Origin of the sequence: Bradyrhizobium sp. HKCCYLS2038 (genome assembly GCF_051167655.1) — a bacterium.
In the GTDB taxonomy this organism is placed as follows: Bacteria; Pseudomonadota; Alphaproteobacteria; order Rhizobiales; family Xanthobacteraceae; genus Bradyrhizobium.
On the sequence record NZ_JBNPTM010000001.1, the window covers coordinates 1,987,100 to 2,003,628 of the forward strand.

Sequence of the window (16,529 nt, forward strand, 5' to 3'; positions counted from 1 at the left end):
CCGTCATTGCGAGCGAAGCGAAGCAATCCAGAGCAGAGCCTGAAAACTCCTGGATCGCGTCGTCGCTTCGCTCCTCGCGATGACGGAGCAAGTGGAACTGACTATGGAAGCCTTCTGATGGAAGCCTTGGGTCTGCTGCTGCACGGGTTCGCGGTTCTCCTGACCTGGAAGACGCTGGCGCTGATGATGGTCGGGCTGGTGCTCGGCGTGTTCGTCGGCGTCTTGCCCGGACTGGGCGGCCCCAACGGCGTCGCCATCCTGCTGCCGCTGACCTTTTCGATGGATCCGACCTCGGCCATCGTGATGCTGTCCTGCATCTACTGGGGCGCACTGTTCGGCGGCGCCATCACCTCGATCCTCTTCAACATCCCAGGCGAGGCGTGGTCGGTCGCAACCACCTTCGACGGCTATCCAATGGCGCAGCAGGGCAAGGCGGCGGAGGCGCTGACGGCGGCGTTCACCTCGTCGTTTATCGGCTCCCTGGTCGCTGTGCTGCTCATCACCTTCCTGGCGCCGTGGATCTCCTCCTTCGCGCTGAAGTTTGGCCCGCCGGAGTTCTTCGCCGTCTATCTGCTCACCTTCTGCTCCTTCGTCGGGCTCGGACGCGAGGACAAGCACAAGACCGTCATTGCGATGTCGCTCGGCCTGCTGCTCGCCGGCGTCGGCATGGACACCGTGTCCGGGCAGTTGCGGATGACGTTCGGCTCGACTGATCTGCTCCGCGGCATCAACTTCCTGGTCGCCGTGATCGGCCTGTTCGGCATCAGCGAGATCCTGCTGACCATGGAGGAGCGCCTCGCGCTGCGTGGCCACGCAGCGTCGATCTCGCTGCGCACGGTGCTCGCGGTCTGGAAGGACTTGCCGAAATACTGGATGACCTTGCTGCGCTCGTCGGTGATCGGCTGCTGGCTCGGCATCACGCCGGGCGGCGCGATCGCAGCCTCCTTCATGGGCTACAATCTTGCCAAGCGGTTCTCGAAAAATCCCGACAGTTTTGGCAAGGGTCGCATCGAGGGCGTGTTCGCGCCCGAGACCGCGGCGCACGCCTCGGGCACCGCGGCGCTGCTGCCGATGCTGGCGCTCGGCATTCCCGGATCCGGCACGGCGGCGATCCTGCTCGGCGGCCTGATGGTGTGGGGCCTCAATCCTGGACCGCTGCTGTTCGTGGAGCACAAGGATTTCGTCTGGGGCCTGATCGCTTCGATGTATCTCGGCAACGTCGTCGGGCTCGTGCTGGTACTCTCCACCGTGCCGATCTTCGCCTCGATCCTGCGTGTGCCGTTTGCGGCGGTCGCACCGATGATCGTGGTGTCCTGTGCGATCGGTGCCTACGCGATCCAGAACGCGATGTTCGACGTCTGGCTGATGCTCGGCTTCGGCGTCGTCGGCTACGTCTTCAAGAAGATCAGGATTCCCTTGGCGCCGTTCACCCTGGCGCTGGTGCTTGGCAGCCGCGCCGAGGATGCGTTCCGGCAGTCGATGATCATCTCCGGCGGCAACATGAAGGTGTTCTGGGCGAACGGCCTCGTTGGAACCATCACGACGCTGGCGATCGTGCTGCTGTTCTGGCCGCTGATCGATCGGCTGGTCGCGAGCTTCGGCAAATCAAGCGCGCCGGCGGCGAAGGCTGAGGTGTAGAGAGGCTGCGGCGCGGTCTCGGGCCTCATGGTTCGAGACGCGCCGCGCTCGACCGTTTGCCAATTGCGTCGGTCTGGGCGCGGCGCTCCTCACCATGAGGGCAAGCGACGGAGCGGCCGCTTCACACCAGGGCATGAACACGCGACCGCGTAGTCATGGAGCGGATCTTGGTTCCGCCGCGCATTCCGTCCCCGTCCTGAGGAGCCTGCCGGAGGCGGGCGTCTCGAAGGACGGCCGCGGGGGAGATGACGCCGAGCCAGCTCTCACCACGCGTAGCGCACTGTCCCTTTGCCGGCGTAAGAGCGCGTTACGTTCGAGAGCTCGCTTTCGAGCGCCGCCGTGGCGCTCCAGCCATTCAGCCAGCTCATCTCCACTGATGTCGTCGTCAGTGCGGAGTCGCGCGCCTGGGCCGCGCCGTTGACGACGAAGCTCGCGCCCGGCAGCGTCCGGAAGGTCGCGGCGGCTGAGCGGTCCGGATTGAAGTCGTGCGCCCAGGCGACGCGGCCGCGCAGGGTGAAAGCGCCATCGCTCAAGACGTAGGACTTGTCGGTGCGCAGGCCGAACTCGGTGCGTGTATCGGTGACGGTCTTGCCGGCATAGCTCAGCGCGAAGGTCGAGGCGCCGGCAACCGCCTGCTCGACATAAGCGGGCAGGCGCAGGTTGGTGACTTGCGCCGCCGCGTAAGGCGTCAGTCCGATCCCGCCGATCGGCGCCACGAACCGCGTGCCGCCCTCGATGCGGCCGGTCCAGGCATTGGCCTGATAGCTCACGCGTAAGCGATCGGTGCCGGAGATCGTGACGGTGCGGTCGCTGGTAACGTCCTGCCAGCCATAGGCGAGCGCGGCCCGCAGATAGCTTGGGCCAACGTGATGATGCAGATAGGCGCCGGCCTGGAACAGGTCGGAGCGGCCGGAGCCCAAGCCGTTGACACTGAAGCTGGTGCCGCCGCCGCCGAGCGCGAAGCCCGTGATGGTGCGCGGTGCGATCCGGTAGTCGGCGCCGACAGCGGTGGCGGCGATGCGGCTGGTGGTGTCATTCGAGCCGACGCCCGCGTTGCCGTTGGTGGATTGCGAGCCGCCGAAGCCCGCCGCCCAGACGTTCCAGCGCTGCGCGAAATCGAGCGGCCGCTCGCCGGGCAGCATCGCGAAGGCATCGGTGTGCTTGCGGGGCGCTTCGGCATAGCTGTTTGCTCCACCGCCCTGGCGCGGGGAGAAGGGATCCGTCAGCAGGCCGGCAAACTGGCTCATCGCGTTGAAGGTGGTCTGCTGCACGCCGGTGGCGCTCTCGCCGGAGGCCTGCGTGAGGCCTGCCTGGTTCAACCGGCCGAACACGAGCGGAATGTCGCCGGTGCGATCGAAGTACGCCGACAGCGAGTCGCCGACCGCCTTCTGGTTGCCGTTGAGGCCGCCGGGCAGAGCGAAGGCAAGCATCAAGTCGAGATAGACGTTTGTTGCATCGTAGCTCAGGCTGGTCTTGAAGCCGGCGGGCAGGTTGGTGTTCAGCGCGCCGAAGCTGCCTGAGATGCCGCCCCCCGTCGTCACGATCGTGTAGCGCTTGTCGACATAGGCGCCCGTGGCGAAGTTGGCGTTCACGGCCGCGCCGCCCAGGACGGCCGATCCGGTGACGCTCGCGAACGAGGCCGTCGTGGGATCGAGCTGCACCAGGTAGTACGCGCCCGACTGGAAGGCGAGATTGCCGACGATGGTCATCGACGAGGCGGCGGTGCCGTTGCCCGGCGCCAGCGTGCCGCCCGTGTTGATGTTGACGGTCATAGGCGGATCGACCAGGCCCGCGCCCATCAGCGTGCCGCCGGAGTTCACGGTCATGCCCGCCGTATTGGTAACAGCGCCTTCGACGTCGAGCACGCCGCCGTTGATGATCGTTGCGCCGGTGTAGCTGCTGGTGCCGGTGAGGATCATCCGGCCGCTGCCGGTCTTGGTGAAGCCGCCGCTCCCGGAGATCGCGCCGGAGAAGGTCGTGCTGCTGTTGTCGCCGCCCGCTGTCAGCGTGCCGGCACCGAGCAGGACGGCGCCCGCGCCGGTGAGGGAGCCGATGGTTTGGTCAAAACCGTTGAGATCGAGCGTCCCGCCGCCGGCGACCGTGAACGCGCTAGCGGTCGCAAGCACGCCGGAGGCGCCGGTCTTCAAAGTGCCGGCATTGATCGTGGTGGCGCCGGTGTAGCTCGTGCTGCCGGCAACGGTCATCGTGCCAGAGCCGGACTTGGTGAAGTCGCCGCTTCCGGAGATCGTACCGGTGAACGTGGTGGTCGTGTTGTCGCCGCCCGCTGTCAGCGTGCCGGCGCCGAGCAGGACGGCACCCGCGCCGGTGAGTGAGCCGATCGTCTGATCGAAGCCGTTGAGATCGAGCGTGGCGCCGCCGGCGACCGTGAACGCGCTGGCGGTCGCGAGCACGCCGGAGGCGCCCGCCTGCAGCGTGCCGCCATTGATGACCGTCGCGCCGGTGTAGGTATTTGCGCCTGTCAGCGTCAGGATGCCCGTGCCGAGCTTGGTCAGGCCGCCGCTGCCGCTGATCGTGCCGCCGAGCGTGGCATTGTTGCCGTTGGTGTCGAAGCTGCCGCCGCCGGCATTGAGCGTGATGTTGCGGCTGGAGCTGAAGCCCGCAAGATATTGCAGTGTCCCGCCGTCGAACGAGAGTCCGCCGGACGCCGCGCCGAGATTGGCGTCGGACGAGATGGCGAGCATGCCCTGGTTGATCGCCCACGGCGTCACAGCGGTAGTCGTCCCAGTCAGGGTCCACGTACTGGTCCCGGTCTTCACGAACGCCGAGAAGCCCTGGTACTGCGCCGACGCCCCGATGTTTGCGACGTCGAACGTGCTGTTCGCAGTGCCGCCGAGCCGGAAGGTGTCGCTGTTCGTGCCGATCACATTGCCGTTGATGATCGAACTCGCCCAGATCTCCAAAACGTTGCTGCCGCCAATGAAGGTGATGGCGTTGCCGGCAACGGCGTTCGTCAGATCTGTTCCGCCTGAGATCGTCCCGCTGTTGATGATGGCCAGATTGCTGCCGCGAACCCCGTCGCCGGGAAGGCCCGTCTGACCGCCACCGCCACCGCCGCCGCTTGCGCCTTGTTGACCGCCGGTGATGATGCCGGAGTTCACGAGCGTACCGCCGACCGCGAAGACGACGCCATCGCCGCCCGCTCCTCCATTGCCCCTGGCGCTGCTTCCGCTATTTGACGAAGCACCGCCGGTGCCGCCATTGCCGCCTGTGATCGTTCCGCCCTGGTTGAGCAGAGTTGCGGTGCCGGTCAGAAATGCGCCGTAGCCGCCGTCACCCCCATTGCCGCCATAGCCGTTGGTGCCGCCGTTGGCACTGCCGCCATCGCCGCCGCGACCTCCGCGGAGGGTACCAGCATTGCTGTACATGAGGCCATTGCCGTCGATGACGACGCCATAGCCGCCGGCGCCGCCACCGCCGCCGCCATGATTGCCAGTGGTCGCCCCGCCCCGCCCACCGTTTCCGCCGACGACCGTCGTGGCGTTTGTAGTGTCGGCCGTGACGAGAGCACCGTGCGAGCCTCCGCCTCCGCCGCCTCCACTGCTGCTGGTGAAGCCTGCACCTCCGGTGCTGCCGTTGTCTCCTGGCCCAATGCCGCCTGCGCCACCCAACACGGCCCCTGAACCAGCCGTTCCGCCGAAGCCGCCAATGACCCCAGAACCACCACCGCCGGCGCCGATGAACGGGCTCACTTCATTACCGCCATCGCTTCCGCCACCAACAGCCGAACTGGCGCCGCCATTCGTCAGGGTGGAGGACAAAGCGCCCCCCGAGCCGCCACTGGTCGCCTGTCCGAGAGCCGCATTGGTCATCAATAGCGATGACACCAGCGCCGTGGCCGACAGCCAGCGTCGCCGCACGTGCCGCGGCGGCCGGAGCGCTTCGAACGGAAGCTTGGTGTTGCTCGGCACGTCAGACCCTTCTGCAACGCAAAGTAGCCGGCGCCGGAACAAGGGCGCAGGTTCCGACGACGTGCGAGCAAATTCACGCTGAAGGGAACTGTGACTTTTTGAGTGGATGGCGCCGCGATCCGAATGAGATCCGGACTGTGGCACCGTCGCCACGTCTTCGGAGCCTGGATGCTGTGCGGCGGACCGTTGTTCGAAACGCTTCCGCGCTTCTCCAGAGGTTGTGTCTTTGCGATGACAGCATTTTAGGCAGCGCAGTGGTAGGCTTCATTCATGGGCAGACGTTGTGCTGCTCACGCGCGGTGCCTGATCTCTGGTCATCGCGTCCTGATGTTTCCTCCCGAGACGATCACCTCGCCCGGCGCGCTTGCGTCGGGCTTTTTTTTGTTGCGGAGAGACGGATCAGGCCCGCTCGCCACTCGGCGTGCCGGGCCTCGTGCTCAAAAGCAAAAGCCTCCGTCCGGACTGAGACGAAGGCTTCGAGCAGACTCAATATGAGAAGAGAAGCGATCCAGAAAACTCTTAGTTGGCCTTCTCGACGACTGGCATGTCGTACCAGTCGGAGTCGTTGTCGAGCATCGTCTCGTCGAACGGAAGAGCGCCGGGATGGCTCAGAGCGGCCGCGTTGACGTCACGCACGATGTTCATCGCCGTCAGAAATTCGTTCAATTCTGTCGCGCTCATGAAGGCTACTCCTTACACCCGCACGGGCCCTGAGGTCCGCGCCAACTGATGAGAAGAGATTAGCGCTGTCTTGCCTTGGCCTCAATCCCGCCAAGGTCGAAGTTCCAACGTGGTGACATCTGGGCCACAGCGGCGGGATGCCGCGGCGCCGTCATATTGCAACTGCTCACACGACGCGATGCAGGCGGAGATCGGCGATCTCGCCGTCGGTGAAGCCGAACTCCGAGAGGATCTCCTCGGTCTGCTCGCCGAACTCCGGCGGCCGCGCAGCCATTTTGCTGGGCGTGCGCGACAAGGTGAAGGGCTGCGCGACCAGCGTGATGTCGCGACCATCATCGTTGGGCACTGGCTGCGCCATGCCGAGATGCTTCACCTGGGGATCCTCGAACATCTGATCGATCGCGTAGATCGGCCCGCAGGGCACGCCGGCGGCGTTCAGCTCCGCGACCCACTGCTCGCTGGATTTCGCCAGCGTGCGCGCATTGATCTCGGCATTCAACGCGTCGCGATTCTTCGAGCGCGCCGGTGCGGTCGCGTAGTCCGGATGGTCGATCCATTCGGGTGCGCCGAGCGTCTGGCACAGCCGTTCCCAGATGCGGCCGCCGGTCGCGGCGATGTTGATGTAGCCGTCGGAGGTCTTGAACACGCCAGTCGGAATACTGGTCGGATGATTGTTGCCGGCTTGAGGCGCGACGTCCTTTTCCATCAGCCAGCGTGCGGCCTGGAAGTCGAGCATGAAGATCTGCGCCTGCAGCAGCGAGGTCTGGACCCACTGGCCTTCACCGGACACCTCGCGCTCGAGCAACGCCGTGAGGATGCCCATCGCGCAGGAAAGACCGGCGGAAAGATCGGCGATCGGAATGCCCGCGCGCATTGGGCCCTCGCCGGGCGCGCCAGTGATCGACATCAGCCCGCCCATACCCTGCGCGATCTGATCGAAGCCCGGTCGCTTCGCGTAGGGACCGTCCTGGCCGAAGCCGGAGATGCTGCCATAGACGATGCGCGGATTGATCTTGCGCACGGCCTCGTAGTCGATGCCGAGCTTGGTCTTCACGTCCGGACGGTAGTTCTCGATGACGACGTCGGCCTGTTTGGCAAGCCGCATGAAGACGTCAACGCCCTTAGGGTCCTTGAGGTTGAGCGTCATCGCGCGCTTGTTGCGATGCAGGTTCTGGAAGTCGGCACCGCGGCGGGGACCGCCGAGCGCTTCGCCGCCATCCTCCATCATGGCGTCGATCTTGATGACGTTGGCACCCCAGTCGGCGAACTGGCGCGCGCAAGTCGGGCCGGCACGTACCCGCGTCAGATCGAGCACCGTGAAGCGGGACAGGGCTTTGGACGCGCGCGGGAAGGCCATGCGGATGAACTCCGAGGAAGCTGACATGGCTGTATAGGAGAGGGCGCGTGAAGCGACAATTGCGCATGGGCGGTGCCGGCCGCGCCGCTCATGCCGCCGCTGCAGGGCTTGGCCGCGCTGGAACCGGACTCAGCGTTCGTCGGCGATCACCTTGCCGTCGTTAGGCAGCGTGCCCGGCGCGACCAACTCAACCTGGCCGCCGAGTTTGGCAACGCTGCGCAGGCTGGCGTTCAGCGCCTCGGAAAGGCTGTCCGACGGCGAGGTGCATTCGGCCTTCAAGGTCATGGCGTCCGTCTCTGCCGCGCGGGTGACGACCAGACGGAGGCGGCCGAGCTCGGGATGGCGCTTGCCGATTTCGGCGACCTGCTCGGGGCGCACGAACATGCCCTTGACCTTGGTGGTCTGGTCGGCGCGGCCCATCCAGCCCTTGATGCGCATGTTGGTGCGGCCGCACGGGCTGATGCCGGGCAGGGCGGCAGTGAGGTCGCCCAGCGCCAGGCGAATCCAGGGGTGGTGAGGATCGAGCGAGGTGACGACGATCTCGCCGACATCGCCAGGCGCAACCGGATCGCCGGTGCCGGGGCGGACGATTTCGAAGATCAGATCCTCGTTCACGACCATGCCGTCGCGTGCGCTCGTCTCATAGGCGATGATGCCGAGGTCGGCGGTGCCGAACGCCTGGTAGGCATCGACACCACGCGCCTTGATCTCGGCCTGCAGCGACGGCGGGAATGCGGCCCCCGACACCAAAGCGCGCTTGAGCGAGGAGACGTCGCGGCCGGCGCTGGCGGCGCCGTCGAGCAGGATCTTCAGGAAGTCGGGCGTGCCGCTGTAGCCGATCGGGCGATAGGCGTCGATCAGCTCGAACTGCGCCTCGGTATTTCCGGGCCCTGCGGGGATCACCGCGCAGCCGAGCGCGCGCGCCGAGGCGTCGAAGATGAAGCCGCCGGGCGTGAGGTGGTAGCTGAAGGTGTTGAGCACCACGTCGCCGGCGCGGAAGCCCGAGGCGAACAGGGCGCGTGCGCCGCGCCAGGGATCGGTGTGCGCAGCCTCTGCCTCGAAGATCGGTCCGGGGGAGGTGAACAGCCGCGAGAACGCGCCGGGCGATTGCGCGACGAAGCCGCCGAACGGCGGCGCCGCCTTGTGCAGGGCCGGGAGCTCGGACTTTCGCAGGACCGGCAGCTGCGCCAGCGCAGCGCGGGTTGTGATGGCACCGGGGTCGATGCCCTTGAGACGCTCGGCATAAGCGGGCGCCTTCGTGGCCGCACGCAGCACGTCGGGCAGGCGGCGGAACAGATCCTGCTCGCGCGCGGCGGGATCGCGGGTCTCGAGGGCGTCGTAGTGGGTCATCGTACCCAGTCCTTGAATCTTGCGGTCGTCATGCCCGGGCTTGTCCCGGGCATCCACGTCGTTCATCGTTGCTGCTCGCGCATGGATGGCCGGGTCAAGCCCCGGCCATGACGGGGAGAGAGTTCGGCTACAGCCACCGCTTCCGCCGCTTGAAGCTCTTCAGGTTCTTGAAGCTCTTGCGCTGGTCGCCGGCGCCGCCGAGGTAGAATTCCTTGACGTCCTCATTGTCGCGCAGGCTGTCCGCGGTGCCGTCGAGCACCACCTTGCCTTGCTCCATGATGTAGCCGTGGCTGGCCACCGACAGCGCCGCGCGCGCGTTCTGCTCAACCAGGAGAATGGTGACGCCGAGATCCCGGTTGATCTCCTTGATGATCGCGAACACTTCCTTCACGAGCAGCGGCGACAGACCCATCGACGGCTCGTCCATCAGGATCATCTTCGGCCGCGCCATCAGCGCACGCCCGATCGCCAGCATCTGCTGCTCGCCGCCGGAGAGATAGCCGGCAAGGCCGGTGCGCTCCTTCAGCCGTGGGAAATAGTTGAACACCATCTCGATGTCGCTGCTGACCTCGCGGTCGCTGCGCGTGAACGCGCCCAGCTTGAGGTTTTCGAGCGAGGTCATGTCGGCGACGATGCGGCGGCCTTCCATCACTTGGAAGATGCCGCGGCGGACGATCTTCTCCGGATCGATGCCGTCGATGCGTGCGCCGTCGAACATGATCTCGCCGCGCGTGACCTCGCCGTCCTCGGTCTTGAGCAGGCCGGAGATTGCCTTGAGTGTCGTCGACTTGCCGGCGCCATTGGCGCCGAGCAGCGCGACGATTGCCCCCTTGGGCACATCGAGGCTGAGCCCGCGCAGCACCAGGATAACGTCGTCATAGACGACCTCGATGTTGCGGACGGAGAGCAGGGGGGCGGCTGACGCGCTGGCTGCGCCGGCTCGCGGAGTGTCGAGTGTCTCGGTCATTGTAGCTGTCCACTGCTGTCGTCCTCCGCGAAGGCGGGGGACCCAGTATTCCAGAGACGCCGCTGCTCCATCGAGAGGCCGCGGCGTACTGGATCCCCCGCTTTCGCGGGGGATGACGATCGTGTGTGGGGCGGCTGCCGAGGTTACTCAGCCGCCGCTCGCTAGCTTACCAACCCGCCCATTCCGCCTTGCGCGGCAGCTCGATGGTCTTGACCTTCTCGAGCTTGATGACGCCCTTGGCCATGAGGTCGTTGAGGTCGCCATCAGTCGGACCCGTGACGCGGGCGCGATAGAGGTCGACCTTCAGGGTGCCGCGGTGATCCTTCTCGGTCCAGGTCGAGGGGCTGCAGACGCCTTCCATACCGGCCGGCACCCAGTCCTTCTTCTGGTGGAAGCCCTTGGCGACGTTCTCGCCGGTGGCACCACCATTCTTCGCCGCCCAGTCAAGTGCTTCCTTCATGTAGAGCGAGGAGCAGACTGCAGCCACGTAGTGCACCGGGCGATAGATCTTGCCGGTGGGGTCGGACATCTTCGAGATCTCCTGCACCGTCTTCATGCCCGGCGCATCGCCGCCCCAGGCCACCGAGGTGCGCAGCGGGAAGATCACGCCGTCGGCCGCGTCACCCGCGGTCTTGGCGGCGTTCTCGTCCATGCCCCAGACGTTGGCGAGGAACTGGATGTCGACGCCGGCATTCTTGCAGGCCTTCATCACCGAGATGTTGGAGGCGGCGGTGTTGCCGAGATAGGCGTAGTTGGCGCCGGAGCTCTTCAGGCTCAGGCACTGGGCGCTGTAGTCGCCCGGCGCCAGCGCGAACACCAGCGGCGGCAGCACCTCGAAGCCGAGCTCGGTGGCGAGCGCTTCGCCCGCGGCCTTCGGCGCGTTGGGGTAGGGATGGTTGGCGCCCATGTGGACGAACTTCGGCTTGCCCGGCTTGCCCTTGGCCTTCCAATCCTCAGCCGCCCAGGTCAGCTCGGCGCGCAGCGCGTCCGAGTAGCTCGGGCCGTAGAAGAAGTTGTAGGGCGCAGGCTTGGCCTTGCCGCTGGTGCCCTCCGGGTCGGTCAGCGCGGCGGCGTAGGAGCCGGACATGTCCGGAATCTTGTCGTTGGCGAGGAAGCCGGTCAGCGCCTCGGTGTCGGCGGTGCCCCAGCCCATGATTGCCGCGACCTTGTTGTCCGGCGCCGACCACTTCTTGTACAGCGCGATCGCCTTCGGCACTTGGTAGCCATAGTCGTTGCTGTCGACCGCGAGCTGCTTGCCGCCGACGCCGCCGTTCTTGTTGATCCAGGCGAAGGTGTCGACCACGGCCTGGCCGTAGGGCGTGCCGACGTCCGACGTGCCGCCGGAGAGATCCTGCAGATGGCCGATCGCGATCTGCTGCGCCTGCGCCGAGGTGGCGAAGGCGCCTGCGAGCAGCGCCAGCGCCGCCGAGCCGAGCCATGATTTCATCGTCATAGTGCTTCCTCCTGTGGTGGTCCGGGCCGGATTGTCGCCGGTCCCTGTTGGTTGGAATCAATGTGAGAATGGATAGAGCTTCCAGTACGTCTTGATCTGCCGCCAGCGATGCGCCAGCCCGTCCGGCTCGAACATCAAGAAGCCGATGATGATCAGGCCGATCGCGATCTCGCGCAGGAAGGTGATGTTGTTGTTGAGGGCGAGCGCCTTGTCGATCGCGCCGCCCTTGAGGTGATGACTGAGCCACTCCATCGATTCCGGCAGCAGCACGACGAAGGCGGTTCCCATCAAGGTGCCCATGACCGAACCGGTGCCGCCGATAATGATCATGGCCAGGAACAGGATCGAACGCTCGATGCCGAAACCTTCCTGCGAGACCACCAGCTGGTAGTGCGCATAGAGGGCGCCGGCGATCCCTGCGAAGAATGCGGCGAGGCCGAACGACAGCGTGCGGTACTTGGTCAGGTTGATGCCCATGATCTCGGCCGAGAGATAATGGTCGCGGATCGCGATCAGCGCGCGGCCGTCGCGAGTCCGCATCAGATTGGTGACCAGGAGGTAGCAGACCAGTACGTAAGCCAGCACCACGTAGAAATATTGCCGGTCGCCGCGCAGCGTGTAGCCGAAGAGCGAGAACGGATTGGCGGAGGCCGGCACCGAGCCGCCGGAGAACCACTCCGCGCGCGAGAAGAAGTCGAGCAGGATGTATTGCGCGGCGAGCGTGGCGATGACGAGATAGAGCCCCTTCAGCCGGGCCGCCGGAATGCCGAACACGAGGCCGACCAGCGCCGTGATCACGCCGGCGAGCGGGATCGCGAAGAACACCGGGATGGCATAGGCGTTGTTGAGATAGGCCGAGGTGAAGGCGCCGAGCAGGAAGAAGCCGGCCTGGCCGATCGAGATCTGGCCGGTGAAGCCGACCAGGATGTTCAGTCCGAGCGCCGCAATCGAGAAGATTCCGATCTGGATCGCGATCGACAACCAGAATTCCGTGAACACCTGCGGCGCGAAGCACAGCAGGATCACGCCGGCAATCGCGAAGTTGCGGCTGGTTCTGGTCGGGAAGATCGTGGTGTCGGCCGCATAGGAGGTGCGGAAGTCACCGGCGGGAATCGTGGAACGTGCGACCATGGTTCAGATCCGCTCGATGTCTTTGGTGCCGAACAGGCCGTAGGGCTTGATCATCAGGATGATGATCAGCACGTAGAACGGCGCGATCTCGTACAGATTGCCCCAGTGCAGATACTCGCTGTCGACATATTGTGCGATGTTCTCCAGCAGGCCGATGATGATGCCGCCAAGCACGGCACCGCCCACGGAGTCGAGACCGCCGAGGATCGCCGCCGGAAACACCTTGATGCCGTAGGCCGACAGGCCCGAGGAGACGCCGTTGACCACGGCAACGACGACGCCGGCCACGGCCGACACCGTCGCCGAGATCGCCCATGCCATCGCGAACACGCTCTTCACGGAGATGCCGAGCGATTGCGCGACCTGCTGGTTGAAGGCGGTGGCGCGCATCGCGAGACCGTATTTCGACGCTTTGAAGAACCAGGCCATGCCGAGCATCATCAGCACCGACACCACCAAGCTCATGACGTAGACGGTCTGGATCTGCAGCCCGAAGATGTCGACCGCCTTGCTGGCGAACACCGGCGGGAACGGCTGCGGGTTGACGCCGTAAATCCATTTCAGCGCCGCCTGGAACACGGTCGACAGACCGATCGTCACCATGATGACGGAAATGATCGGCTCGCCGATCATCGGCCTGAGGATCACCACCTGCACCGCGATGCCGAATGCGAACATGAAGATCAGCGTCAGCGGCATGCCGGCCCAGAACGGCACCTGGAATTTGGTGAGCATCGTCCAGCACACCCAGGCGCCGATCAGCAGCAGCTCGCCTTGGGCGAAGTTGACGACCTGGGTGGCCTTGTAGATCAGCACGAACGACATCGCGACCACGCCATAGAGCGTGCCGACGACGAGGCCGTTGACCAGGAGCTGGATGAGGAAGGCGGTGTTCATGATCGGTCTCACTCGTCATCGCCGGGCTTGACCCGGCGATCCATCATTTTCGGAAGGGGATGGATGCGCGGGTCAAGCCCGCGCATGACGATCGCATATGATAACGAGCGCATCACTCCGCCGCCTCCGCCACGGCGCCGTGCCCACCCAGGTCCACGACCTTCAGCGTGGTGCGGATGCGTTGGGTGGTGCCGTCCTGGAAACGGATGATGGTGTCGACGGGGATCGCCGGCTTTCCGCCATAGATGCCGTCGATGATATCGGCGTACTTCTCGTTGATCACGCTACGTCGCACTTTTCGGGTGCGGGTCAGCTCGCCGTCATCGGCGTCGAGTTCCTTGTAGAGCAGCAGGAAGCGAGCGATGCGCTGGGCCGGCGGCAGATGCGTGTTGACGATCTCGACTTCCTTCTGCAGCAGCGCGTAGACCTCGTTGCGCGAGGCAAGATCGGAATAGGTGGTGAACGCGATGCGGTTCTTCTCCGCCCATTTCGAGATGATCGAGTAGCGGATGCAGATCATGGCCGCGAGATGTTCGCGGCCGGCGCCGAGCACGACTGCCTCGGCGATATAGGGCGAGAATTTCAGCTTGTTCTCGATATATTGCGGCGAGAAGCGCTCGCCGCGCGCGGTCTCGGCGAGGTCCTTGATGCGGTCGATGACGACGAGCTGTTTGGCGCCGTTGAAATAACCGGCGTCTCCCGAATGCATCCAGCCGTCCTTGACGTCGGCCGTCGAGGCCTCCGGGTTCTTATAGTAGCCGAGAAACATGTTGGGATGGCGTACCAGGATCTCGCCGATACCCTGGCTGTCGGGCTGCTCGATCTTGATCTCGATATCGGCAGCCATCGGCACGCCGGTCGTATCGGGGTCGACCTTGTCATCGGGGTGCAGCGTGTAGGCGCCGAGCAGCTCGGTCTGGCCGTACAGCGTGCGGAGCGGCACGCCCATGGCGCGGAAGAACTTGAAGGTGTCGGGCCCGAGCGCCGCGCCGCCGGTTGCGGCCGAGCGCAACCGTGTGAAGCCGAGGCGGTCGCGCAGCGCCCGGAACAGCAGCATGTTGGCGAAACTGGAGTGCTGGCCCTTCTCAAGCGCGGCGAGGCCGCTCGACATGCCCATGTGATAAAGCCGCTGCTTCAGCGGCGAGGCATCCATGACGGCGGCACGGACGTCGGCTGCGATCTGCTCCCAGACGCGCGGCGCGAACAGCACGAATGTCGGCGCGATCTCGCGAAAATCGTTCATCATCGTATCCGGCTCTTCGACGAAGTTGACCTTCATCCGGCAGAGCAGACCTTTGCCGAGCACGTAGACCTGTTCCATGATCCACGGCAGCGGCAGCACCGAGACGTATTCGTCGTCCGGTCCCTTTGGATCGAACGCGAGATAGGTGGCGCAGTGCTTGAGCACGCGCCCGGCCGAGAGCATCGCGAGCTTGGGATGCGACGTGGTGCCCGAGGTGGTGCAGAGGATGGCAACGTCATCGCCGACGGTGGCATCGACCATGCGGTCGTAGAGGTCGGGCTCGCGCGCCGCACGGGCGCGGCCGAGTTCGGCGAGCTTGTCGGCCGGCATCAGTCTGGGATCGTCGTATTTCCGCATGCCGCGCGGATCGGAGTAGACGATGTGCTTCAGCGCCGGCACCCGATCGGCGAGGTTCAGCAGCTTGTCGACCTGCTCCTCGTCCTCGGCGAACACGAGGCGCGCCTCGCCGTAGTTCAGGAGATAGGCGGCTTCGTCGTCGAGCACGTCGCGATACAGGCCGAGGCTGTGGCCCCGGATCGCATGCGTCGCGATCTCGGCGGCGACCCAGTCCGGCCGGTTGTCGCCGATGATACCGACGACATCGTCCTTGCCGAGTCCGAGTTCGGTCATGCCCAGGGCGAAATCGCGCACCCGGGCCTGGTAGTCCGCCCAGCTGTAGGTGCGCCAGAGACCGAGATCCTTCTCGCGCAGCGCTATCTCCGTGCCGTGCTCTTTCGCATTGAGCCGCAGCAGCTTCGGATAGGTGTCGGCCTGCTTGACGCGATCAGCATAGTCCATCATGCGGCGTCCTCCGCAATGGATGGCGCCTCGTCGGGATCGACCAGCAGTTCGTCCTCCTCGCCGAGATAGGCGCGCTTGACGTGCGGATCGGCGAGCACGGCTGCGGGATCGCCCTCCGCGATCTTGCGGCCGAAATCGAGCACCATGACGCGGTGGGAGATGTCCATGACGACGCCCATGTCGTGCTCGATCATTACGACGGTCATGCCGTATTCTTCGTTGAGGTCGACGATGTAGCGGGCCATGTCCTCCTTCTCCTCGAAGTTCATGCCGGCCATCGGCTCGTCGAGGAGGATGAGATGCGGCTCCAGCGCCATGGCGCGCGCCAGCTCGACGCGCTTGCGCAGGCCGTAGGAGAGGGTGCCGGCCGGCGCCTTGCGCACCGACTGCAGGTCGAGGAAGTCGATGATCTGCTCGACCTTCTCGCGATGCTTCAGCTCCTCGCGCCGCGCACCCGTGAGCCAGTACAGCGAGCCGGTGAGGAAGTTGTTCTTCAGGAGATGGTGCCGCCCGACCATGATGTTGTCGAGCACGCTCATGTGGTGGAACAGCGCGAGGTTCTGGAAGGTGCGGCCGATGCCGATATTGGCGCGCGCATTCGGCGGCATGCCGGTGATGTCGCGGCCGCGGTGGAACAGGCGACCCTCGGTCGGCTTGTAGCGGCCGGAGATGCAGTTGACGATCGAGGTCTTGCCGGCGCCGTTGGGCCCGATGATCGAGAACAGCTCGCCCTCGCGCACGCCGAAGCTGACGTCGGTCAGGGCTCGCACCCCACCGAAACGCAACGAAACTCCGCGCGCTTCCAACGTATAGTCCAAGTCGTCCTCCCGAACGGTCTTCTAGGCGCTTGGCGCGCTCTTCAGGCATCGTGTCGCGCGACGTTGGTTCGTCGCTTTGGCTGCGATCCTATCCCGGGGGCAGGTTCCGCGCCATCCGACGAATGACGGGCCGCCCGGGCGGGCGCATTTTGCCGCATCTCGAAGCGCCCGGTGTGGTCCGCAGCGGGATTCGGGCGCCGATTGCGGTGGTCCTCGATAGGGGAAAGCGCTATCAGGAACTGTCTTGCGCCTGACATTTCCCAG

General features: G+C 65.4%; 11 protein-coding genes. 1 reads left to right on the forward strand and 10 read right to left on the reverse strand.

What is annotated here, in order from left to right; genetic code table 11:
- The first annotated feature begins 117 nt into the window (after window positions 1–117).
- Window positions 118–1,638, forward strand: coding sequence for a tripartite tricarboxylate transporter permease (locus ACQR1I_RS08845; protein WP_434870345.1), 1,521 nt, complete (start codon window positions 118–120; stop codon window positions 1,636–1,638).
- Between the two features lie 263 nt (window positions 1,639–1,901).
- Here the strand turns inward: ACQR1I_RS08845 and ACQR1I_RS08850 are convergent, their stop codons facing one another.
- From ACQR1I_RS08850 to ACQR1I_RS08895, 10 genes are all read right to left on the reverse strand, one after another.
- Window positions 1,902–5,567 (reverse strand): autotransporter domain-containing protein, encoded by a 3,666-nt coding sequence (locus ACQR1I_RS08850; RefSeq protein WP_434870344.1) that lies wholly within the window; start codon window positions 5,565–5,567, stop codon window positions 1,902–1,904.
- A gap of 519 nt (window positions 5,568–6,086) precedes the next feature.
- Complete coding sequence (locus tag ACQR1I_RS08855) at window positions 6,087–6,248, reverse strand: hypothetical protein (protein WP_434870343.1); 162 nt, start codon at window positions 6,246–6,248, stop codon at window positions 6,087–6,089.
- A gap of 166 nt (window positions 6,249–6,414) precedes the next feature.
- Window positions 6,415–7,605, reverse strand: a complete 1,191-nt coding sequence (locus tag ACQR1I_RS08860) for a CaiB/BaiF CoA transferase family protein (protein ID WP_434870342.1) — start codon at window positions 7,603–7,605, stop codon at window positions 6,415–6,417.
- A 129-nt stretch (window positions 7,606–7,734) separates the two neighbouring features.
- On the reverse strand, window positions 7,735–8,955 hold the full coding sequence (locus ACQR1I_RS08865) for a phenylacetate--CoA ligase family protein (protein WP_434870440.1): 1,221 nt from the start codon (window positions 8,953–8,955) through the stop codon (window positions 7,735–7,737).
- A gap of 127 nt (window positions 8,956–9,082) precedes the next feature.
- Window positions 9,083–9,922 (reverse strand): ABC transporter ATP-binding protein, encoded by an 840-nt coding sequence (locus tag ACQR1I_RS08870; protein ID WP_434870341.1) that lies wholly within the window; start codon window positions 9,920–9,922, stop codon window positions 9,083–9,085.
- A gap of 166 nt (window positions 9,923–10,088) precedes the next feature.
- Window positions 10,089–11,375 (reverse strand): ABC transporter substrate-binding protein, encoded by a 1,287-nt coding sequence (locus ACQR1I_RS08875; RefSeq protein ID WP_434870340.1) that lies wholly within the window; start codon window positions 11,373–11,375, stop codon window positions 10,089–10,091.
- Window positions 11,376–11,432: 57 nt separating this feature from the next.
- Window positions 11,433–12,506, reverse strand: a complete 1,074-nt coding sequence (locus ACQR1I_RS08880; RefSeq protein WP_434870339.1) for a branched-chain amino acid ABC transporter permease — start codon at window positions 12,504–12,506, stop codon at window positions 11,433–11,435.
- A gap of 3 nt (window positions 12,507–12,509) precedes the next feature.
- Window positions 12,510–13,403, reverse strand: a complete 894-nt coding sequence (locus tag ACQR1I_RS08885) for a branched-chain amino acid ABC transporter permease (RefSeq protein WP_434870338.1) — start codon at window positions 13,401–13,403, stop codon at window positions 12,510–12,512.
- 112 nt (window positions 13,404–13,515) lie between these two features.
- Window positions 13,516–15,447 carry a long-chain fatty acid--CoA ligase gene (locus ACQR1I_RS08890; protein WP_434870337.1) on the reverse strand — a complete coding sequence of 644 codons (1,932 nt, stop codon included), beginning with the start codon at window positions 15,445–15,447 and terminating at the stop codon, window positions 13,516–13,518.
- Window positions 15,444–16,265: an ABC transporter ATP-binding protein gene (locus ACQR1I_RS08895; RefSeq protein ID WP_434870336.1), complete on the reverse strand. Its 822-nt coding sequence runs from the start codon at window positions 16,263–16,265 to the stop codon at window positions 15,444–15,446. The genes ACQR1I_RS08890 and ACQR1I_RS08895 overlap by 4 nt, the downstream gene beginning before the upstream one ends.
- Between the last annotated feature and the right edge of the window lie 264 nt (window positions 16,266–16,529).